Source organism: Pseudomonas kielensis, from assembly GCF_030505375.1.
Lineage (GTDB): Bacteria > Pseudomonadota > Gammaproteobacteria > Pseudomonadales > Pseudomonadaceae > Aquipseudomonas > Aquipseudomonas kielensis.
This window is the reverse complement of record NZ_CP130043.1, coordinates 5,302,616-5,322,602: the sequence shown is the minus strand read 5'-3', so window position 1 is coordinate 5,322,602 and position 19,987 is coordinate 5,302,616. Positions and strand designations below refer to the sequence as shown.

General features: G+C 63.9%; 18 protein-coding genes. 10 read left to right on the top strand and 8 right to left on the bottom strand.

From position 1 onward, the window contains the following. Nucleotides 1–12: 12 nt before the first annotated feature. Nucleotides 13–1,656: a phosphoglucomutase (alpha-D-glucose-1,6-bisphosphate-dependent) gene (pgm, locus tag Q1W70_RS24665; protein WP_166591585.1), complete on the top strand. Its 1,644-nt coding sequence runs from the start codon at nt 13–15 to the stop codon at nt 1,654–1,656. A 310-nt stretch (nt 1,657–1,966) separates the two neighbouring features. Here pgm and Q1W70_RS24660 read toward each other — a convergent pair whose 3' ends face one another. The 6 genes from Q1W70_RS24660 to Q1W70_RS24635 all read right to left on the bottom strand — a co-directional run bounded on the left by Q1W70_RS24660 (nt 1,967) and on the right by Q1W70_RS24635 (nt 7,067). Continuing rightward, a complete protein-coding gene (locus tag Q1W70_RS24660) occupies nt 1,967–2,632 on the bottom strand; it encodes a response regulator transcription factor (RefSeq protein WP_166591586.1) in 666 nt (221 codons plus the stop codon). Nucleotides 2,633–2,689: 57 nt separating this feature from the next. Next, nucleotides 2,690–3,247: a PQQ-dependent catabolism-associated CXXCW motif protein gene (locus tag Q1W70_RS24655; protein WP_302098226.1), complete on the bottom strand. Its 558-nt coding sequence runs from the start codon at nt 3,245–3,247 to the stop codon at nt 2,690–2,692. Between the two features lie 123 nt (nt 3,248–3,370). After that, on the bottom strand, nt 3,371–4,162 hold the full coding sequence (locus tag Q1W70_RS24650) for an ABC transporter permease (protein WP_166591588.1): 792 nt from the start codon (nt 4,160–4,162) through the stop codon (nt 3,371–3,373). Then, entirely contained in the window at nt 4,159–4,890 is a 732-nt protein-coding gene (locus tag Q1W70_RS24645; protein ID WP_182344601.1) for an ABC transporter ATP-binding protein, read from the bottom strand. The genes Q1W70_RS24650 and Q1W70_RS24645 overlap by 4 nt, the downstream gene beginning before the upstream one ends. Then, complete coding sequence (locus Q1W70_RS24640; RefSeq protein WP_166591590.1) at nt 4,887–5,846, bottom strand: YVTN family beta-propeller repeat protein; 960 nt, start codon at nt 5,844–5,846, stop codon at nt 4,887–4,889. Before Q1W70_RS24640 ends, Q1W70_RS24645 begins: the two co-directional genes overlap by 4 nt. Nucleotides 5,847–5,882: 36 nt before the next feature. After that, nucleotides 5,883–7,067 carry an ABC transporter substrate-binding protein gene (locus tag Q1W70_RS24635; RefSeq protein WP_265537696.1) on the bottom strand — a complete coding sequence of 395 codons (1,185 nt, stop codon included), beginning with the start codon at nt 7,065–7,067 and terminating at the stop codon, nt 5,883–5,885. Nucleotides 7,068–7,224: 157 nt separating this feature from the next. On the opposite strand from Q1W70_RS24635, the gene Q1W70_RS24630 reads away from it, so the two are divergent. From Q1W70_RS24630 to Q1W70_RS24620, 3 genes are read left to right on the top strand one after another with little or no spacing between them, the layout of a single operon-like run. Beyond that, nucleotides 7,225–7,347, top strand: coding sequence for a hypothetical protein (locus tag Q1W70_RS24630; protein WP_256669893.1), 123 nt, complete (start codon nt 7,225–7,227; stop codon nt 7,345–7,347). A gap of 2 nt (nt 7,348–7,349) precedes the next feature. Beyond that, nucleotides 7,350–8,612 (top strand): sensor histidine kinase, encoded by a 1,263-nt coding sequence (locus Q1W70_RS24625; protein ID WP_302098222.1) that lies wholly within the window; start codon nt 7,350–7,352, stop codon nt 8,610–8,612. After that, a complete protein-coding gene (locus Q1W70_RS24620) occupies nt 8,609–9,247 on the top strand; it encodes a response regulator (RefSeq protein WP_166591593.1) in 639 nt (212 codons plus the stop codon). The genes Q1W70_RS24625 and Q1W70_RS24620 overlap by 4 nt, the downstream gene beginning before the upstream one ends. Nucleotides 9,248–9,328: 81 nt before the next feature. Here the strand turns inward: Q1W70_RS24620 and Q1W70_RS24615 are convergent, their stop codons facing one another. Together Q1W70_RS24615 and exaA are read right to left on the bottom strand one after the other, a co-directional pair. Next, the gene (locus Q1W70_RS24615; protein WP_182344605.1) at nt 9,329–9,976 is read right to left on the bottom strand and encodes a pentapeptide repeat-containing protein; all 648 of its coding nucleotides are present in this window, start codon (nt 9,974–9,976) and stop codon (nt 9,329–9,331) included. A 168-nt stretch (nt 9,977–10,144) separates the two neighbouring features. Further along, nucleotides 10,145–12,031: a quinoprotein ethanol dehydrogenase gene (exaA, locus tag Q1W70_RS24610; RefSeq protein WP_166591595.1), complete on the bottom strand. Its 1,887-nt coding sequence runs from the start codon at nt 12,029–12,031 to the stop codon at nt 10,145–10,147. A gap of 253 nt (nt 12,032–12,284) precedes the next feature. Here exaA and pedF point away from each other — a divergent pair, with 253 nt between their 5' ends. The 6 genes from pedF to exaC all read left to right on the top strand — a co-directional run bounded on the left by pedF (nt 12,285) and on the right by exaC (nt 19,116). Beyond that, the gene (pedF, locus tag Q1W70_RS24605) at nt 12,285–12,746 is read left to right on the top strand and encodes a cytochrome c-550 PedF (RefSeq protein WP_166591596.1); all 462 of its coding nucleotides are present in this window, start codon (nt 12,285–12,287) and stop codon (nt 12,744–12,746) included. A 4-nt stretch (nt 12,747–12,750) separates the two neighbouring features. Continuing rightward, on the top strand, nt 12,751–13,626 hold the full coding sequence (locus tag Q1W70_RS24600; RefSeq protein WP_166591597.1) for a substrate-binding periplasmic protein: 876 nt from the start codon (nt 12,751–12,753) through the stop codon (nt 13,624–13,626). An 8-nt stretch (nt 13,627–13,634) separates the two neighbouring features. Next, nucleotides 13,635–14,396, top strand: a complete 762-nt coding sequence (locus tag Q1W70_RS24595) for a quinoprotein dehydrogenase-associated SoxYZ-like carrier (RefSeq protein ID WP_166591598.1) — start codon at nt 13,635–13,637, stop codon at nt 14,394–14,396. A gap of 16 nt (nt 14,397–14,412) precedes the next feature. Then, a complete protein-coding gene (locus Q1W70_RS24590; RefSeq protein WP_166591599.1) occupies nt 14,413–15,354 on the top strand; it encodes a quinoprotein relay system zinc metallohydrolase 1 in 942 nt (313 codons plus the stop codon). 218 nt (nt 15,355–15,572) lie between these two features. Next, on the top strand, nt 15,573–17,348 hold the full coding sequence (locus tag Q1W70_RS24585; RefSeq protein ID WP_182344607.1) for a PQQ-dependent methanol/ethanol family dehydrogenase: 1,776 nt from the start codon (nt 15,573–15,575) through the stop codon (nt 17,346–17,348). A 247-nt stretch (nt 17,349–17,595) separates the two neighbouring features. After that, a complete protein-coding gene (exaC, locus tag Q1W70_RS24580; protein ID WP_166591601.1) occupies nt 17,596–19,116 on the top strand; it encodes an acetaldehyde dehydrogenase ExaC in 1,521 nt (506 codons plus the stop codon). The last annotated feature ends 871 nt before the right edge of the window (nt 19,117–19,987 follow it).

The following is a 19,987-nucleotide window of genomic DNA, read 5'->3' as shown; positions in this document are numbered from 1 at the left end:
CAGAGGTTTTGCATGACACTCAGTCCTTTTGCGGGCAAACCGGCACCAGCAGAGCTCTTGGTCGATATCCCGCGACTGGTAACCGCCTATTACACCGGCCGCCCCGATGCCTCGGTGGCGACCCAGCGCGTTGCGTTCGGTACCTCCGGGCACCGTGGCAGCTCGTTCGAGCTGAGTTTCAACGAATGGCACGTCCTGGCGATCAGCCAGGCGATCTGCCTCTATCGCCAGGCCCAGGGTATCGACGGCCCGTTGTTCGTCGGTATCGACACCCACGCGCTGTCGACGCCGGCCGGTGCCAGCGCCCTGGAAGTGCTGGCGGCCAACGGTGTCACCGTGATGATCGCCGCCGGTGACGAATACACCCCGACCCCGGCCATTTCCCACGCGATCCTGTGCTACAACCGTGGCCGCACCTCGGGCCTGGCCGACGGCATCGTCATCACGCCGTCGCACAACCCGCCGCAAAGCGGTGGCTACAAGTACAACCCCACCAACGGTGGCCCGGCCGATACCCACATCACCAAGTGGATCGAGGCCAAGGCCAACGAACTGCTGGCCAACCAGTTGGCCGGGGTCAAGCGCATCAGCTACGAGCAGGCGCTCAAGGCCAGCACCACCCATCGCCATGACTACCTCAATACCTACGTCGCCGACCTGGTCAATGTGATCGACTTCGACGCGATCCGTGGCGCCAACCTGCGCCTGGGCGTCGATCCACTGGGCGGCGCCGGGGTGCGCTACTGGTCGGCCATCGCCGAGCACTACCGCCTGAACCTTGAAGTGGTGAACACCGAGGTCGACCCGACGTTCCGCTTCATGTCGGTGGACTGGGATGGGCAGATCCGCATGGACCCGTCTTCCAGCCACGCCATGCAGGGCCTGATCGGCCTCAAGGAACGTTTCGACGTCGCCTTTGCCTGCGACCCGGACCATGACCGTCACGGTATCGTCACACCCTCCGGTGGTCTGCTGGCGCCGAACAACTACCTGGCAGTCGCCATTGACTACCTGTTCCAGAACCGTCCGTTGTGGCGTGCCGATGCCGCCGTTGGCAAGACCGTGGTCAGCAGCGGCCTGATCGACCGCGTGGCCAAGCGCCTGGGCCGGCGCCTGTACGAAGTACCGGTGGGCTTCAAGTGGTTCGCTGACGGCCTGTTCGACGGCTCCCTGGGTTTTGGTGGGGAGGAGAGCGCGGGCGCTTCGTTCCTGCGCAAGGATGGCGGCGTCTGGAGCACCGACAAGGATGGTCTGATCCCGGCATTGCTGGCCGCGGAAATGACCGCCCGCACCGGCCGCGACCCAAGCCAGGCCTACCGTGCCCTGACCGATGAACTGGGCGAACCCTTCGCCGTGCGCGTCGATGCCAAGGCCAGCCCCGAGCAAAAAGCCCTGCTGGGCAAACTCGCGCCGGAGCAGGTGAAGTCGACCCAACTGGCGGGCGAAGCGATCCAGAGCATCCTCAGCAAGGCACCGGGCAACGACCAGGCCATTGGTGGCCTGAAAGTCATGACCGAAAACGGCTGGTTCGCCGCCCGTCCTTCGGGCACCGAAGACATCTACAAGATCTATGCCGAGAGCTTCATTGGCGACGATCACCTCAAGCAACTGGTGCAAGAAGCCCAGACCCTGGTGGATAGCGCGATCAGCGTCTGATAACCCCCGGCTCTACTTTGTGGGAGCGAGTCGGGCGGCGCTCCGTTTGCTCGCGATAGCGGTGGGTCAGGCACCGTCGATATTGAATGTTCTGGCCCCAGCGCTAGCAGGCCGCAAGCGGGCGCCGCAAGCGGGCACCGCAAGCGGGCACCGCAAGCGGGCACTAACTCCCACATGGGAAATTCGTACACCAGGAAAAGCGAGGCCGGCCGGTAGGCCGTCTCGCCCACCCTTACCACTCAACAGGCCGAGCGTTAGCTCGCCTGCAGCTCTTGATCCACACGCCCCAACCGCGAACCCGCAAAGGGCCTCAGCGGCGCAGGTACGAGCCGAAATCAATGTCCCCGGCACTGAGGATCGCCTGCACCCGATTGTGCACATTGAGCTTGCGCAGGATGGCCGAGACGTGGGCCTTGACCGTGGTCTCGGCGATTTCCAGGGTGTAGGCAATCTGCTTGTTCGACTCGCCCTTGGTCATCCGTTCGAGCACCAGCAACTGTTTGCGGGTCAACGCCTGGAGCAGTTCCGGCGGGAAGCTGGGGGTGTCGTTCATGCGCCGCTGGCTGCTGCTTTTTTGCGTGCGGATGATATCGGGCGGCAGGTACACGTTGCCGTTGAGAATCTGCTCGATGGCGTCGGTCATCTGCGCCCTGGGCGAGGACTTGGTAATGAAGCCCACCGCGCCATAGGTAATGGCTTGCAGCACGATCTGCTTGTCCTGTTCGGCGGACACGATCACCACCGGGATGGTCGGCGCTTCGTTGCGCAGGTTGATCAGGCCGTTGAGGCCGTGCATGCCGGGCATGTTCAGGTCCAGCAGGATCAGGTCCAGGTCGTCGTGGGTCTGGGTCAGGGCCAGGGCACTGTCCAGGTCGGCGGTTTCCATCACCTCGCTGCCGGGAAAGCCATCGCTGATGACGTTATGAATGGCTTCGCGGAACAGTGGGTGATCGTCGGCAATCAGAATTTTGTACATAGCCTTTCACCTCATTATTTTGATTATGGTGTGGCAACAACACGCAAGGGTGCAACGTCAGGGAAAGGGCTCCGGTTGGGCCAGGGTCACTGGCAGGTTCGCCGCCTGCCAGGCATCCAGGCCGTCGCGGTACCAGTACACCGACTGATAGCCCAGAGCTGCGGCGCGTTTTACCGCGTTCCAGCTCAGCCAGCAATCGGAGCGGCAGTAAAACACCAGCGCACGCTGCCGATCGCCCTCGGTCAGTGTTTGCAGGTTACGCGCAAAATAGGCCTGCCAGGCAGGCGTCAGATCACCGTCCCCGGTATTGGCCAGCCAGTGGCTGCCGGGCAGGTTCTCGTGGGGTTGGTCTTCAATGAAACGCTCATGCAGCCATTGCCGGCGGTAGACGTCGATCAGCAGCGGGCGCGGTGTCTGGCCGAGCAGGGTTTGCAGGCCGGCGGTATCGATGATGCTGGCGCCCGGCGCCTGGTCGGGCGTCGGGCTGCGGTACAGGCTGATGCGGTAACCCTCGGCAGAGAACAGCGGGCCCTCGGCGTGGGCCACGCCCAGCAGCAGGCACAGCGACACGGCGGTGAGCGAAGGGCACAACAGGCGGCGGCAGGCACGCAGCATAGCGGTTCAGTCCTTATCGTTATGAACCTATTACATGCCAGTCGTTGTGCCTTGGGAATGCGACGATAGACAGGAAAACCAGTACCAAAGTAGTAGTTTTGCGCCTTTATGGGGAAATACCGCCTAACCCGCCTTTCGCAACGCCGCATGCTGCGGATTGAACGTCAGCACGGCAAGCAGGCCGAACACCAGCGTCAGCCCAACGCACACCGCCAAGGCCAGGGGGTTGAACCGCTCGTACAGGGCAAACCGCACCAACTCCACCGCGTGGCTGAACGGGTTGACCGCGCACAGCCAGTACAACCACTCACTGGAGTCGCGCATTTTCCACAGCGGATACAGCGCCGATGACAGGAAAAACAGCGGGAAGATCACGAAGTTCATCACCCCGGCGAAGTTCTCCAACTGGCGGATCCCATTGGACAGCAGCAACCCCAGGGCACTGAGCATCAAGGCCACCAGCAACAGCGCCGGCAGGGCGAGCAGCAGGCCCGCAACGGGAGGGCGCACCCCGTACAGCCAGGCAATCGCCAGAAAGGCATACACCTGCAACAGCGAGACCAGCGCGGTCGCCAGCAATTTGCTGCACAGCAAAAAGGTCCGTGGCAGCGGGCTGGTGAGCAGCACGCGCATGCTGCCCATTTCCCGGTCGTAGACCATCGACAGCGAACCCTGCATGCCGTTGAACAGCAGGATCATGCAGGCCAGCCCAGGGATGATGTAGACCTCGTAGGGGATGTAGGTGTCGTAGGGCTCGATGATCGCTATGCCCAGCGCCGCCCGAAAGCCAGCGGCAAATACCAGCAACCACAACAGCGGCCGCACCAGGGCGCTGAGAAAACGCGTGCGCTGCAACACAAACCGCAGCCATTCGCGCAGCACGATGCCGCGCAGGCATTGCCAGTAGGCGTTCATCGGGTGGCTCCCACGGTGGTCAGGCGGTTGAAGGCTGCGCCGAGGTCGCCGCCATGTTCCAGGCTCAGGGCCGCAGCCTGCCCGCTGGCCACCAGGCGGCCCTGATGGAGAATCAGCAGGTCGTCGCTGGGCAACACCTCGTCCAGCAGGTGGGTGGTCCACAGCACGCTCAACTGCTGCTCGCGGCACAGGTTGCGCAGGTGCTGGTTGAGGGCCAGGCGGCTGGCCGGGTCGAGGCCGACGGTGGCTTCGTCAAGCAACAACAGGCGCGGCTCATGCAGCAGGGCCCGGGCAATCTCCACCCGGCGGCGATGGCCCCCGTTGAGTTCGCGCACTCGTTCGCCGCGGCGCTCGCTCAGGCCCTGGCGCGCCAGTTCGGCGTCCACCCGCTGGCCGCTCTGGCGCCGGGACAGACCATGCAGGGCGGCGTGGTAGCGCAGGTTCTGTTCGACGCTGAGGTCCAGGTCCAGGGTGCTTTGCTGAAACACCACGCCCAATTGCTTGAGCGCCGGGCGCGGGTGCTCGCGCATCGAGTGACCGCCAACCCGGATCTCCCCGCGCTGCAGGTCATAAAGTCGGGTAAGCAGGGCGATCAGGGTCGATTTGCCCGCCCCGTTGGGCCCCAGCAACGCGGCAAATCGCCCCGGGGCCAGACTGAAACCGACCTGGTTCAGCGCCTGGCGGGCACCGTAGGCAAAGCTCAGGTCGCTGACGTCCAGGGCGTTCATGGCGTGACCACCACGCCCCAGGGATAACGCCCGACTTTTACCGACTTGATGACCTTGAGGCTGTCGACATCGATCACCGAGACATCGCCGCTGACGCCGTTGGTGGCCAGCAACTGCTTTTGATCCGGGGTGAACGCCATCTGCCAGACGCGCCGTCCCACCAGCAGGTAGTCGAGGATTTCAAAGGTCTTGGCGTCGATCACCGCCACATGGTTGGCCGGGCCGAGGGCGACAAACCCGTACTTGCCGTCGGCGCTGAGCTTGACCCCCACCGGCTGGACCTTGTCCGGGTGCACGCCCTTGATCTGGAAGTTCAGGGTCTTGAGCACCTTGCGGCTGGCCACCTCGAGAATGGTCACGGTGCCGCCGATTTCCGCCGAAGCCCAGAGCTGTTGGCCATCCGGGGAGAACTCGACAAACCGTGGGCGCTGGTCCACCAGGGTGCTGTCGGCCAGGGTCTGGGTGCTGGTGTCGATCCAGTGCAGCATGTTGGTGGTTTCACTGGTGTTCACCGCCCACTTGCCATCGGGGCTGACGGCCATGCCTTCGGGCTCGACGCCGACGCTGATCTGCCCGAGCACCTTGGCGGTCTCGGTGTCGATCACCGTCACCAGCGCATCGTCTTCGTTGGACACGTACAGCCAGCGGTTGTTGGGGTGCAGGGCGAACTGCTCGGGGTCCTTGCCGGAGGGCAGTTCCTTGATGATCTTGCGGGTCGCCACGTCCATCACCTGGACCCGGTCCGAATCACTGGCGCAGATGTACAGCAGCGTGTTGTCGTGGGACAGCAGCAGGCCACGGGGGCGCTGGCCGACGGGCAGGGTGTCGGTGACTTGCAGGGTCTGCAGGTCGATCAGGCTCAGGCTGTTGTCCTTCTCGTTGGAGACCCAGGCAGTGCTGGCCACGGCGTGCCCGGCGGCGAGCAACAGGGCGCATGAGAGCAGGGTGCGGCGCATGGCGGATACCTTCTTGTTGTTGTGGGGTGGGCAATTTCAGGGAAAGCGGCAACTGACTTCGGGCTTGTCGTAACCCAGGCTGTCCATTTCGTTGAAGGGGTGCAGGAAACCCTCCTGGGGGGACGTGCTGACCAACGCCCGGGGCTGCACGATGGGGATGGGCTGGCGCAACTGGCCGTTCCAGGGGCGATAGCTGAGCTTGCGGCCCTTGAAGCCGTCCAGTGGCAGTTGATCGCTCAGTTCCAGTTCGCGGATTGCCATGGGGTCGGCGTTGCGCAGCTTGCTCACCGCACTGGCGATGCTGCGCACGGCCATCCAGGCGGCGAAATCGCGGTCGTTCATCCAGCGCCCGGCCAGGCCCTCGAAGCGCTTTTGCAACTGTGCGGCGCCGAAGGTCTCCACGGTCTTGTGCCAGCCCACCGGGGTCAGGCCCTGGGTGCCCGCGACCGGGCGTGGGTACCAGGTCTGGTAGGGCACGTACTCGCCGAAATCGCCGCGCTCATCGGCCACCAGCACCACGTCATACTCGGCGGTCTGGGTGAACAGGGGCATGTCGGCCTGGGCGCTGCGACGCTGGTCGTTGTCGAAGCTCCAGGCCTTTTCTGCCACCAGTTGCACGCCGAAGCGTTTGGCCGCGCGCCGCAGGGCGGCGGCATAGGCCTGGTCATCGGCGGTCGGGCCGACAATCAGCAAGGCCCGCTGCCATTTGCGTACCACCAGGAACTGCCCCAGGGCATCGGCGAGCATCGCCCGGCTCGGCAGGCTGTGCAGCACGTTGGGCAGGCAATCGGTGCTGCGCAGGCTGTCATCCGGGCTCCCGGCATTGAACAGCAGGCTGTCGGGCAATGCCGCGCTCAGTTGGCGCAGGCTGGCCGCCGGGGCGTTGACCACAAACAGGCGCAGCCCTTGCTCGTGCTGGACCTTGGCGGCGTCCAGCAGGGCTTGTGGGGTGACGACACTGGCGCTTTGCAGGTGATAGCTCTGGTTGAGAAAGCGCCCGGTGCTGTTGCTGTCGGTGATCGCCAGTTCGGCGCCGCGCAGGCCGGCGTCAGTGGGTTCGGCAATCACGTTGGACAACAGCGGGCCTGGGTCGGGGCGATAGCCCAGGTAGCCGATCTGCACCGGCAACGCTGGGTCCGCGGCCTGGCTTTGGGTCGCCACGCCGGCGGCGCAGGCAATCGCCAGCAGGTAGATCAAGGCGTAGGGGGCAAGCTGGCGCATAGGGCACTCCGTTCCAGGTAGCGCCAGCATAGGAAGCCCACGAGCAGGGGGAAATATGCAGAAAGTACCAGTGAGCCAGTACCAAGGTAGTAACTGCGCCAAGGCGGCGTGGTTTTAGCATGGGCAATACCGGCCATTTCAGTGGAGGCGATCGACCATGCGAACTCTCAAGGCGCTGCTCCTGCCGTTGTTGCTGATCCTGAGCATGATCGGCGTCGACCGTCTGCACGGCCCGCAACCGGTCGCCGCGCGGGTTTTGCCTGTTTGGCCGGGGCGCTAGGCGTGTCGGCCCTGTGGCGGATCAACCTGTGGGTCTGCGGGTTTTTTGCCCTGGTGACCTTGGGGTGCATGGGACTGCTGCTGCACCAGACGCTGGCGGATGTCGAGCGGGAGCTGCAGTCGGCGCAGGCGGTGGTCGAGTACTTGAGCGAAAGCGCCGCCCGCGACCCGGTCAGCCTGCAGCCCCGGCTGACCGAAGGACTGCGTCACGTACGGGTGCGTTGGTTGCAGCCGGGGGAGGCGGCCCAGGTCCCGGTGCAGGCGGGATTGGATGCCTGGCTCGCGCGCCTGCTGTTTGCCGAACGCCTGCACAGCCCCCGGCTCCTTGACCTGAGCGACGGCCGACGGGTGCAGATTGCCCTGGATCCGCGGGACGAACTCGATGAAGTCTGGGACTCGGTGCAGCAGTTGCTCGGCCTGTGCGCCCTGGCGTTGATCGTCAGCCTGTTGAGTATTCGCTGGGCGGTGCGCCGTGGCATGGGCCTGCTCGATGAGCTGCTGCGGGCCATGCAGCAAGTGTGCGCCGGCCAGCTCCAGGTCCGCCTGCGCGGCGTTGGTCTGGCGGAAGCGCGGCAACTGGCCCGGCAGTTCAATCGCATGACCGAGACGCTGGAACAGGCCCACGCCGACAACGCCCGGTTGACCCGCACCCTGTTGGCCGTGCAGGAGCAGGAGCGCACCCATCTGGCCCAGACCCTGCACGACGATCTTGGCCAGTACCTGGCGGGGATACGCGCCCAGGCCTGTCTGCTGCGTCTGGTGGCGAACCAGCCCCAGACCATCGAACGCACGGTGCGCGAGTTGGAGCACAACTGCGAACACCTGCAGCAGGGCTTTCGCGCCCTGGTCCACGGTCTCTATCCGGTCGTCCTGCAGCACCTGCCGTTGAGCGAGGCCGTGGGCTTGCTGGTACAGCAGTGGCAGACCCGGCAGGGCATCGATTGCCGGTTGCGGGTCAGCGCCGATCTGCCGCTGCTGTCCGGACCGCACCAGACCCATCTTTATCGGCTGTTGCAAGAGGCCCTGACCAACATTGCCCGCCACGCGGGCGCCAGCCAGGTGCGGGTGCGCCTGCACCATTGCGGCGGACGATTACGGGTGCTGGTGCGCGATAACGGTCGTGGTGCGCAGCAACCCCAGCAACCGGGTGTCGGCCTGTATTCAATGTTCGAGCGGGCCCGTTGCCTGGGCGGCGAACTGCGCATCATCAGTCATCCTGGCGCCGGTTGGGCGCTGGCCTTGAGCATACCTTTGGAGGCGTCATGAATATTCTGCTGGTCGATGACCATGCGGTGGTCCGCCAGGGCTACGCCAGCCTGTTGCGGGCGTTGTTGCCGGCGATCGAGGTGCGCGAAGCGGCCACCGGCGAGGAGGCGTTGACCCGGGTCCAGGAGGCGCTGCCGAACCTTGTGATCATGGATTTCGGCCTGCCGGGCATCAGTGGCCTGGAAACCACCCGCCGTCTACGCCAGCGCTTGCCGCAACTGCGGGTGCTGTTTTTCAGCATGCACGATGAATTGCCACTGGTGCGCCAGGCCCTGGACGCCGGAGCCTCGGGCTACCTGACTAAAAGCTCGGCGCCTGAGGTGTTGATCGAGGCGGTGCGACGGATTCTCGCCGGTCACGCCTATATCGAGCAGCCCCTGGCCACCCAACTGGCGTGCCATCCGCAGCAGGACGCCAGCGATCCGCGCTTGCAGAGCATGACCCAGCGTGAACTGGAGATCTTTGTGATGCTCGCCAAAGGCACCCCGGCCCGGCTGATTGCCGAGCAGTTGAGCATCAGCAGCAAGACCGTTTCCAATCACCTGACCTTGCTCAAGAGCAAGCTGCAGGTCAGTTCCCATGCCGAACTGGTGCACCTGGGGATTGATATGGGGGTGGTGCGGGTGGCGAGCTGATCTTTTGATCTTGGCTTTGTGGGGGCATATCCGATGCTGCGGTTTTCGCTCAGCCACCATCGAGCCTCGACAACAAGTCAGTCATTTATCCCAGGTCGTTGGACAACCGATACAGCCCTCCATGTTGGCATCCTGGAAATTGCCGTAGTGCTGGCGTGAGCCGCTGAGGTTGGCCTGGGCCAGGTTGCTCTCGCCGAACTTGGCTTCCTGCAGGTTGGCGTCGCTGAGGTTGGCGCCTTGCAGGTCGGCCTTGCTCAGCCAGGTCATTTCCAGGTCGGCGGCGCGCAGGTTGGCATTGTGCAGCTTGGCTCCGGACAGTCGGGCGAATTGCAGGTAGGCGCCACTGAGGTTGGCGTCCTGGAATTGTGCGCCCTGGGCAAACAGGCCCCAGCCCTGGATCGCCAGCAGCGTGGCGCCGGTGAAGTCGGCCAGGCGCAGGTTGCTTTGTTGCAGGCTGGCGCGGGTCAGGTTGGCGCCTTGCAGTTGGGCCTTTTCCAGATTGGCCAGGTCAAGGCGGGCGTGGCGCAGGTCGGCATCGCGCAGGTCGGCGCCGCTGAGGTTCATGTTGCGCAAGTCCTGGTTGCTCAGGTTGGCGCCACGCAGATTGGCGCCGGGGCATTGGCTGTGGTCCGCGATGGTGCAGCCGTTGATGATCAGCGGCGCATTGTCAGCGTCGTCGGCGTGCGCCTGGGCGATGCTCAGCAACAGTAACAGGGGCAGGTATTTCATGGTGAGTAGGTCCTTGGGTGGTCGTGGGGATTGGTTGCCTGCGCGGGGGCCGCTTGTGGCGTGCTCGCGACGGCCGCCAGCCTGACGCGTTCATCCAGGTAGAACGAACGCGTCATCGTTGCCGTCCCTCGTCGGAACGCCGCCCGGAGCGGGCTCGCTCCTACTGGGTCAGCGTTTGGCGGTCGAGTTATCCCAGCTCGGGATCTTGAACACCCAGAACGAGCCACCCTGTGCCACCGGCTTGGTCAGTTCGGCCATGTCGCCGCCCCACAACGGCACCGCACCGCCGTAACCAACGGTCACGCCGATGTACTGCTCGCCATCCTGTTCCCAGGTGATCGGCGGCGAGACGATGCCGCTGCCGGTCTGGAACTTCCACAGCTCCTTGCCGGTTTTCGCATCGAAGGCCTTGAAGAACCCGTCGCCGGTGCCGGTGAACACCAGGTTGCCCTTGGTCGCCAGCACGCCGGCCCACAGCGGCAAGGCTTCCTTGTGTTCCCAGACCACTTTGCCGGTGGTCGGGTTCATGGCGCGCAGGGTGCCGACGTGATCGTCGTACATGCGCTTGATGCGAAACCCCATGCCCAGGTAGGCCGAGCCCTTCTTGTAGTTGACCTCTTCGGTCCAGTATTCCTCTTTCCACTGGTTGCCGGGGATGTAGAACAGCCCGGTGTCCTGGCTGTAGGCCATGGGGTTCCAGTTCTTGCCGCCGAGGAACGGCGGCGAGACTTCCACCGGCTTGCCCTTGGTTTCCCCTGGCAGGGGCTTGGCCGGACGTTGGCCCTCGTTCTCCACCGGCCGCCCGGTCTTGAGGTCGATGTGGCTGGCCCAGGTGATGTTGTCGACGAAGGGGAAGGCGTTCTGCAATTTGCCGTTGTTGCGGTCGACCACGTAGAAGAAGCCATTGCGGTCGGCGTGGCCGGTGGCCTTGACCAGTTTGCCGTCCTTGTCCTTGTAGTCGAACAGCACCAGCTCGTTGTTGCCGGAGAAGTCCCAGGCGTCGTTCGGGGTGTGCTGGTAGAACCACTTGACCTCGCCAGTGCTCGGGTCGACCCCGACCTGGCCTGAGGTGTAGAGGCTGTCGTAGTCGTGGGGGTTGCCGTCCTTGGAGGTACGCGCCCAGGTGTTCCAGGGGCCGGGGTTGCCCGCACCGACGATGATGGTGTTGCTTTCCGGGTCGAAACTGGCGCTCTGCCAAGGGGCGCCGCCGCCATGGCTCCAGGCCTCGACCTTGCCGGTCTCGGTGGTGGGATCATCGGGCCAGGATGGTGCCTTGACGTCACCGGTGGGGGTGCTGTCCTTGCCGTTCAGGCGGCCCATGTGGCCTTCGACGAAAGGCCGCATCCAGACTTCTTCGCCGGTGTCCGGGTCGCGGGCGAACAGTTGGCCGACCACGCCGAATTCATCACCGGAGCTGCCGTGGATCAGCAGCACCTTGCCGCTGGTCTTGTCCTTGATCAGCACCGGGGCGCCGGTCATGGTGTAGCCGGCGGCGTGGTCGCCGAATTTCTTGTTCCAGACGACTTTGCCGGTGTTCTTGTCGAGGGCGATCAGCCGCGCGTCGAGGGTGCCGAAGTAGATCTTGTCGCCGAAAATCGCCGCGCCACGGTTGACCACGTCACAGCACGGACGAATGTTGTCCGGCAGGCGATGGTTATAGGTCCACAGGCGCTTGCCGGTCTTGGCGTCGAGGGCAAAGACCCGGGAGTAGGAACCGGTGACGTACACCACGCCGTCGCTGACGATGGCCTGGGACTCCTGGCCGCGCTGTTTTTCATCGCCGAAGGAGTAGGACCAGGCAGGGGTCAGCTTGAACACGTTCTGGTCGTTGACCTGGGCCAGCGGGCTCCAGCGCTGGGCGTTGGTGCCCATGCCGTATTGCAGCACGTCCTTGGTGGTCAGGTGGTCGTTGGCAATGTCTTCCCAGCTCACCTTGGCGCTGCTCGGGGCGGTGGCAGCGTACCCGGTGGCGCTCAGGGACAGGCTGCCCACCAGCAGGAAAGCCTGCACGGCGAGGGTCAAGGGGGAAAGGGCGGGTAGCGATCTTATTGTCATGGTTGCAGTTCCCAGTGGAGGTTTTGGCCTGCACAGGTTGCTGCGCCGCCTCGGTGGCGCCTACGGAAAAAGTCCCGCTGTGGCCGGGAAGAGTTCCCGGCCGGGCCATGAATTGGGTGTGCGTCACAAGCCCTACTACCAAGGGAGTAGAACGCGGCCACCAAAGCAGCATGGGGCTTGTGCCAAGGGCTTTCTAAGATGGCTGCCATAGCCTCTGCCAAGAGGTTTTGCGTGCAATCCTGAGGGCATAACAATGACAACAAAACGCAACGCCTTGCTCGTGGCCGGACTGCTGGCCGGCTTTATCTCTGCAGGTTCGGCCTGGGCCCACGGCAACGTGGTGCCACAAGCCGTCGAGACCCAGGGCCTGACCCCGGTCAAGGATGCCGGCGTGACGCTGGATGGCGATGGCTGGGCCGCGGTGAACCCGTACCGCAGTTCGCCGGAGCACGACAAGGCCGTGGCCATCGGCTCATCGGCCTACAACCAGAACTGCGCCGCCTGTCATGGCCTGGAAGCCAAGTCCGGGGGGATTGCCCCTGACTTGCGCATGCTCGACGCAGGCGATGCCGGGGATGAGTGGTTCGTCGAGCGCGTGCGCCACGGCGCGGTGCGTGACGGTCGGGTGTACATGCCGAAGATGGCCGACTACCTGAGCCAGGAAGCCCTGTGGGCCGTGCGCACCTACCTGGACAGCGTGCACGTCGAGGAGTAAGCCCATGCGCCTGCTCGCGGTGTTGATCAGTGCGCTGCTGCTGTGTTGCCCGGCGGCGCAGGCCCAGGTCCGAACGTATGACGAAATGATCGCCGCCGGCGAATTGAAGGTGGCGGTGTACAAGGACTTTGCTCCCTACAGCTTCGAGGAAGCCGGGCAACCCCGTGGGGTCGATGTGGAGCTGGCCCAGGCGTTGGCCAAGGCCCTGGGTGTACGGCTGCAACTGATCTGGGCACCGGCCGGGGAAAAGCTCGACGACGACCTGCGCGATTACATCTGGCGTGCCAGTGCGCTGCACAACCAGCAACTGGCCGACCTGATGATGCGCGTGCCCTACGACCGCGACTTTGCACAGAAACGCAACGAGCTGGGCGAACTGGAAAACGGCCATGTGGTGATGTTCGGACCGTACCAGAGCGAACAGTGGCAGGTGGCTTTTGACCGCCGCCGGCTGGACAAGGTGGCCAGTGTCGCGGTGTTCGAATACCAGCCGATCGGGGTCGAGGTCGACAGCGTGCCCTCGTTCTACCTGACCTCGGTGTTCAACGGTATGTTGGCGAAAAACACCCGCCACTATCCCGGTGTGCCCCAGGCGTTTGCCGCCATGCAGGCCGGTCAAGTAGATGCGGTCATGGCCATGCGCGGCGAGATCGACTGGCAACTGCATCAAGCCGCCGACCCGCAACTGGCGCTGGCCGAGAACGCCTACCCGAACATGGGTAAACAACGCTGGGAAATCGGCATGGCGGTGCACGAGAGCAACCGTCAGTTGGCCTACGCCGTCGAAGAGGCGCTGGAAGGGTTGATCCGCGAGGGTGCGGTGCAAGCCCTTTATAGCCATTACGGCCTGCGCTACGACGTGCCCGAGATGTATCAATAGGAGCTGCGATGAACTGGCGAGCGTGTTGTCTGTTGGCCTGCTGGCTGCCGTTGCTGGCGGCGGCCGCGCCGGTCGACCCAGGGCCGGACCCGGTGCCGTCGGTGATGTGGGCCTTCTATCACAAGCAGATGCTGGGCGATGCGCCGTTCGTGTTCGATGAGCGGGTCAAGCTGCTGGCGCCGCCGTTCGCCGAGGACGCGCGCCAGGTGCCGCTGGAAATCGACGCCCGGGCATTCAAGGGCGAGGTGGTGAGAATCCTCGCCTGGGCCGAGTTGAATCCCTTGCCCAAGATCGTCGACTTCGAACCCCTGGACGGGGTGCTGCCGTGGCTGGCGATCCGCATCCGTATCGAGCAGGCCACGCCGCTGCGCGCGGCGGTACAGACCCGGGACGGCCTGTGGCACGTTGGCTCGACCCTGATCGACGCCGCGGGTGGCGGCTGCACGGCGCCGAGCGTGGTGCGCACCCAGCCAGGCTGGGAAGAGCACATCGGTGAAGTGCTCGGCGGCCGTTATCCGCGGGACCACTTCAGCCGCTTGCGCCTGCAAGTGGCCCATCCGATGGACAACGGCATGGTGGGCGGGATCCCGGAATTTTTCCTCAACCACGCTGAACTGCGCGACCAGGACGACCGGCTCATGGCCCGCCTGGAGCTGTTCCCGGCGGTCAGCGAAAACCCCAGCCTGGCCTTCGATATCGAAGGGGCAGGGCAGACGCGCCTGCTGCTGCGTGACAACAGCGGCAACCAATTTTCCGCAACCCTGCCCTGAGCCCAAGGAGTACGTGATGCGCTGGATGCTGTTGTTGTGCCTGTCGCTGAGCCTGCCCGCCCTGGCGGATCTGGACTATGCGCTCAGCCCGCGGCAGATCGCCGAAGACACCTGGCTGCTGGAGGGCAGCACCGACAATTTTGCCAAGGCCAATGGCGGCAACATCGTCAACACCGCGTTCATCGTCACCACCCAAGGGGTGGTGGTGATCGACAGCGGGCCTTCCAAACGCTACGGCGAAGCGATGCGCAAGGCGATTGCAGCGGTCACCGACAAGCCGGTGATCCAGTTGCTGTTGACCCATCATCACCCTGACCACGTGCTGGGTAACCAGGCGTTCAGCGACGTGCCCATTGGCGCGTTGCCCGGCACCACCGTGCTCCTGCAACAGCAGGGGGACGCCATGGCCGAGAATATGTACCGGATGGTCGGCGACTGGATGCGCGGCACCGAAGTGGTGTTGCCGACCCAGGCCCTGGCGCCGGGAGTGAACCGTTTTGGGAATCACGATTTGCAACTGCTGAGCCTGGGTGGGCATACCGGCGCAGATCTGGCTATTCTCGACCAGAAAACCGGCGTGCTGTTTGCCGGTGATCTGGTGTTTTATCAGCGGGCCCTGACCACGCCCAACAGCCCGGGATTGTCGGTGTGGCTGGCCGACATCGCCACCCTGCAGGGCTTGCCCTGGACGCAGGTGGTGCCCGGTCACGGGCCGGTGGCCAACGATGCACGACCGTTCGAGCAGATGCGTGACTACCTGGCCTGGCTCGACCAGTTACTGCGTGACGGCGCCGCCAACGGCAGTGACATGGGCGAGATGATCCGCAGCCCCATCCCCGAGCGCTTCGCCGCCATCAACCTCAGCCGCTATGAATTGATCCGCAGCGTCAGTCATTTGTACCCGCGCTATGAGCGTGAGCAGATGAAGCGGATTGACGCCGCGTCTAATGGCCAGTAACCCCGCACCACCCCACTGACCACGCCGTGCCACCGCACTGCCGCGCCACGCCACCGCGCTACGGGGCCGCGTGGTACGGGAATCGGAATCGGACCCCCTACCAAGGAACTAACAATCTCCACACTGCGGGCAATTGTTGCCAGGGCGGTGGCGCCCAAGAATCTGCACCAGACCGGGAAAATTTCCCGGGTATAACAAAAACCGCAGAGGTAGCCGCCATGACCCAACCCGCACGTCGCCAACCCTTCGTCCTGTGTGCACTGCTCAGTGCCATGCTGCTGTCCGGCACGGCCCTGGCCGCCGTCAGCGACCAGGACATTCTCCAGGATCCGAAAAACCCGGAGCAGATTGTCACCAACGGTCTGGGCGTCCAGGGTCAGCGCTACAGCCCGCTGGACACCCTCAACGTCAGTAACGTCAAGGATCTGCGGCCCGTCTGGGCATTCTCCTTCGGCGGCGAAAAGCAGCGTGGCCAGCAAGCGCAGCCGATGATCAAGGACGGCGTGATGTACATGACCGGCTCCTACTCGCGGGTGTTTGCGGTGGACGCGCGCACCGGCAAGAAACTCTGGCAATACGATGCGCGCCTGCCCGATGACATCCGTCCCTGCTGCGACGTGATCAACCGTGGCGTGGCGCTGTACGGCGACCTGGTGTTCTTCGGCACCCTCGACGCCAAGCTGGTGGCCTTGAACAAGGACACCGGCAAAGTGGTCTGGAGCAAGAAAGTCGCCGACCACAAGGAAGGCTACTCCATCAGCGCCGCGCCCCTGGTGATCAACGGCAAGCTGATCACCGGGGTCGCCGGTGGCGAGTTCGGCGTGGTGGGCAAGATCGAAGCCTACGACCCGAAAAACGGCGATCTGTTGTGGAGCCGGCCAACGGTCGAAGGGCACATGGGCTATGTCTACAAGGACGGCAAGGCCGTGGAAAACGGCATTTCCGGTGGTGAAGCGGGCAAGACCTGGCCTGGCGACCTGTGGAAGACCGGCGGCGCGGCCCCGTGGTTGGGCGGCTACTACGACCCGGAAACCAACCTGCTGCTGTTCGGCACCGGTAACCCGGCTCCGTGGAACTCGCACCTGCGCCCTGGCGACAACCTCTATTCCTCGTCGCGCCTGGCCCTCAACCCGGACGACGGCACCATCAAGTGGCATTTCCAGAGCACGCCCCATGACGGTTGGGACTATGACGGGGTGAACGAACTGGTGTCGTTCAACTACAACGAAGGTGGCAAAGAGATCAAGGCGGCCGCCACCGCCGACCGCAACGGCTTCTTCTACGTGCTGGACCGCACCAACGGCAAGTTCATCCGCGGCTTCCCGTTTGTCGACAAGATCACCTGGGCCACCGGCCTGGATAAAGACGGCCGGCCGATCTACAACGAAGCCAGCCGTCCGGGTGCTCCCGGCAGCGAGGCCAAGGGCAGCTCGGTGTTTGTCGCGCCGGCGTTCCTGGGGGCCAAGAACTGGATGCCGATGGCCTATAACAAGGACACCGGGCTGTTCTATGTGCCGTCCAACGAGTGGGGCATGGACATCTGGAACGAAGGCATCGCCTACAAAAAAGGCGCGGCATTCCTCGGTGCCGGTTTCACCATCAAGCCGCTGAACGAAGACTACATTGGCGTGCTGCGGGCAATCGACCCGAAAACCGGCAAGGAAGTCTGGCGCCACAAGAACTTCGCGCCGCTGTGGGGTGGGGTGCTGACCACCAAGGGCAACCTGGTGTTCACCGGCACGCCGGAAGGCTTCCTGCAGGCGTTCAACGCCAAGACCGGGGAAAAAGTCTGGGAGTTCCAGACCGGTTCCGGGGTACTGGGTTCACCCGTGACCTGGGAAATGGACGGCGAGCAATACGTCTCGGTGCTCTCGGGCTGGGGCGGCGCCGTACCCCTGTGGGGCGGTGAAGTGGCCAAACGGATCAAGGATTTCAACCAGGGCGGCATGCTCTGGACCTTCAAGTTGCCGAAGGAGCTGGTGGCCAAGCACTGATCCACCACAAACCTGTAGGAGCGAGCTCGCTCGCGATGGTCGTTAACGATAACGCTGGAAGCCTGACACCCCACGGCGTTCTCGGATTCATCGCGAGCATGCTCGCTCCTACAGTGATCTGTGTGAAATCTACGACCAAATAATGAGAGCCCCCCTGCCAACGGCGCATACGTCTGGCTCGCGGGGCTCTCTACTATCGGTGCATCGCCTGTTTGCCGACAGGCATCGACCAAGACAGAGGCCCAGCATGATCTACGCACAACCCGGTACCCCAGGCGCTGTTGTTTCCTTCAAGCCGCGCTACGGCAATTTCATCGGCGGCGAATTTGTCGCCCCGATCAATGGCCAGTACTTCACCAACACCTCGCCGGTCACCGGCGAGGTGATCGCCGAGTTCCCGCGCTCCTGCGCCGCCGACATCGACCGCGCCCTGGATGCCGCCCACGCCGCGGCCGATGCCTGGGGCAAGACTTCGGCCCAGGACCGCTCCCTGGTGTTGTTGAAAATTGCTGATCGCATCGAACAGAACCTGGAAATCCTCGCGGTCACCGAGACCTGGGACAACGGCAAGGCTGTGCGCGAGACCCTCAACGCCGACGTTCCGCTGGCCGCCGACCACTTCCGTTACTTCGCCGGGTGCATCCGCGCCCAGGAAGGCGGTGCTGCCGAAATCAATGAACTGACCACCGCCTACCACTTCCACGAGCCCCTGGGCGTGGTCGGGCAGATCATCCCGTGGAACTTCCCGCTGCTGATGGCTGCCTGGAAGCTCGCTCCGGCGCTGGCCGCCGGCAACTGCATCGTGCTCAAGCCAGCCGAGCAGACGCCGCTGTCGATCATGGTCTTCGCCGAACTGATCGCCGACCTGCTGCCTGCTGGCGTGCTGAACATCGTCCAGGGTTTTGGTCGCGAAGCCGGTGAAGCCCTGGCCACCAGCAAGCGTATCGCCAAGATCGCCTTCACCGGCTCGACTCCGGTGGGCGCGCACATCATGCATTGTGCCGCCGAGAACATCATTCCGAGCACGGTGGAGCTGGGCGGCAAGTCGCCGAATATCTTCTTCGAAGACATCATGAATGCCGAGCCTGCGTTCATCGAGAAGGCCGCCGAAGGCCTGGTGCTGGCGTTCTTCAACCAGGGCGAAGTGTGCACGTGCCCGTCACGGGCGCTGGTGCAGGAGTCGATCTACGAGCCGTTCATGGCCGAGGTGATGAAGAAGATCGTCAAGATCAAGCGCGGCAACCCGTTGGACACCGAGACCATGGTCGGCGCCCAGGCGTCCGAGCAGCAATACGACAAGATCCTCTCGTACCTGCAGATTGCCCAGGAGGAGGGCGCCGAACTGCTCACGGGCGGTGCGGCCGAGCGCCTGGAGGGTGACCTGTCCAGCGGCTATTACATCCAGCCGACCCTGCTCAAGGGCCACAACAAGATGCGCGTGTTCCAGGAAGAAATCTTCGGTCCGGTGGTGGGTGTCACCACCTTCAAGGATGAAGCCGAGGCCCTGGCGATTGCCAACGACAGCGAGTTCGGCCTCGGTGCCGGCCTGTGGACCCGCGACATCAACCGCGCCTATCGCATGGGCCGGGCGATCAAGGCCGGGCGCGTGTGGACCAACTGCTACCACCTGTACCCGGCTCATGCCGCGTTTGGTGGCTACAAGAAGTCCGGGGTTGGCCGGGAAAACCACAAGATGATGCTCGACCACTACCAGCAGACCAAGAACCTGCTGGTGAGCTACGACATCAACCCGTTGGGGTTCTTCTGATTACCTGAGCACGACACAAAACCTGTGGGAGCGGGCGCCCGCTTGCGGCTTGCCCGCGATGGACATAGGTATCTACACAACTTTGTAGCGGCCTGTGGCGAGGGAGGAGCTTGCTACCGTGGCGGTCTCTGGGCCGTCCGTGGTGTTGGATTAGACCGAGTACATATCCATTTCTTCGGTAACGGCCACCTATGGTTCCGCTCTTACAGCGGCTCACTTTTGGGAGCCGGAATGCCGGCCCAGCCAAAAGTAAGCAAAAGGCTCTTGCCCCACCACTTGGTGCCTCGCTTAGGCTCGGCATGCCCGTACTCCGACATTGATTTGGGGGGTCGCCGCACTGGGCCATCCCTGGCCCAGTGCGGCTAAACCGGCGTCCTGCCGGTTTACCCCCCAAATCAATATCGGACTCCGGCCAGCGTGGTTAACGGGCGCCCAGAATCAAAAACAAAGCGAGGCGGCCTTAGAGCCGACCTGATCGCTAGGGCATGCGCGGTGTAGCTTCTACTTCCTCAGACGCTGACGAAGTCAGCCATCTTTTGATCTGGCTTTTGCTTTCGCTTTAGCTCTGGCTCTGGCTTTTGATCCTGGGCGCCCCGTTAACCACGCTGGCCGAACGCAGGCTTGAAGCCGTGGGCAACCCGGCAGGACGCCGGGTTAGCCGCCCCGCGCCATGGATGGCGCGTGGCGGCGGCCCACGGATTCAAGCCGGAGTGAGGGAACACCGAGCCCAAGCGAGGTGCCGAGTGGTGGGGTAAGAGCGTTTTGCTTACTTTTGCGCTCTCAAAAGTGAGCCGCTGTAAGAGCGGAACCATAGGTGGTCTTTACCGAAGAAATGGATATGTACTCGGACGTCGCACCACAGTTGTGTAGA

What these genes read in the sequence shown, in the direction of transcription:
- exaC (WP_166591601.1), top strand. Translation starts at nt 17,596, where the DNA reads ATGATCTACGCACAACCCGGTACCCCAGGCGCTGTTGTTTCCTTCAAG.
- Q1W70_RS24640 (WP_166591590.1), bottom strand. Translation starts at nt 5,846, where the DNA reads ATGCGCCGCACCCTGCTCTCATGCGCCCTGTTGCTCGCCGCCGGGCAC.
- Q1W70_RS24585 (WP_182344607.1), top strand. Translation starts at nt 15,573, where the DNA reads ATGACCCAACCCGCACGTCGCCAACCCTTCGTCCTGTGTGCACTGCTC.
- Q1W70_RS24620 (WP_166591593.1), top strand. Translation starts at nt 8,609, where the DNA reads ATGAATATTCTGCTGGTCGATGACCATGCGGTGGTCCGCCAGGGCTAC.
- Q1W70_RS24650 (WP_166591588.1), bottom strand. Translation starts at nt 4,162, where the DNA reads ATGAACGCCTACTGGCAATGCCTGCGCGGCATCGTGCTGCGCGAATGG.
- Q1W70_RS24655 (WP_302098226.1), bottom strand. Translation starts at nt 3,247, where the DNA reads ATGCTGCGTGCCTGCCGCCGCCTGTTGTGCCCTTCGCTCACCGCCGTG.
- Q1W70_RS24600 (WP_166591597.1), top strand. Translation starts at nt 12,751, where the DNA reads ATGCGCCTGCTCGCGGTGTTGATCAGTGCGCTGCTGCTGTGTTGCCCG.
- Q1W70_RS24635 (WP_265537696.1), bottom strand. Translation starts at nt 7,067, where the DNA reads ATGCGCCAGCTTGCCCCCTACGCCTTGATCTACCTGCTGGCGATTGCC.
- Q1W70_RS24615 (WP_182344605.1), bottom strand. Translation starts at nt 9,976, where the DNA reads ATGAAATACCTGCCCCTGTTACTGTTGCTGAGCATCGCCCAGGCGCAC.
- pgm (WP_166591585.1), top strand. Translation starts at nt 13, where the DNA reads ATGACACTCAGTCCTTTTGCGGGCAAACCGGCACCAGCAGAGCTCTTG.
- pedF (WP_166591596.1), top strand. Translation starts at nt 12,285, where the DNA reads ATGACAACAAAACGCAACGCCTTGCTCGTGGCCGGACTGCTGGCCGGC.
- exaA (WP_166591595.1), bottom strand. Translation starts at nt 12,031, where the DNA reads ATGACAATAAGATCGCTACCCGCCCTTTCCCCCTTGACCCTCGCCGTG.
- Q1W70_RS24645 (WP_182344601.1), bottom strand. Translation starts at nt 4,890, where the DNA reads ATGAACGCCCTGGACGTCAGCGACCTGAGCTTTGCCTACGGTGCCCGC.
- Q1W70_RS24630 (WP_256669893.1), top strand. Translation starts at nt 7,225, where the DNA reads ATGCGAACTCTCAAGGCGCTGCTCCTGCCGTTGTTGCTGATCCTGAGC.
- Q1W70_RS24595 (WP_166591598.1), top strand. Translation starts at nt 13,635, where the DNA reads ATGAACTGGCGAGCGTGTTGTCTGTTGGCCTGCTGGCTGCCGTTGCTG.
- Q1W70_RS24660 (WP_166591586.1), bottom strand. Translation starts at nt 2,632, where the DNA reads ATGTACAAAATTCTGATTGCCGACGATCACCCACTGTTCCGCGAAGCC.
- Q1W70_RS24590 (WP_166591599.1), top strand. Translation starts at nt 14,413, where the DNA reads ATGCGCTGGATGCTGTTGTTGTGCCTGTCGCTGAGCCTGCCCGCCCTG.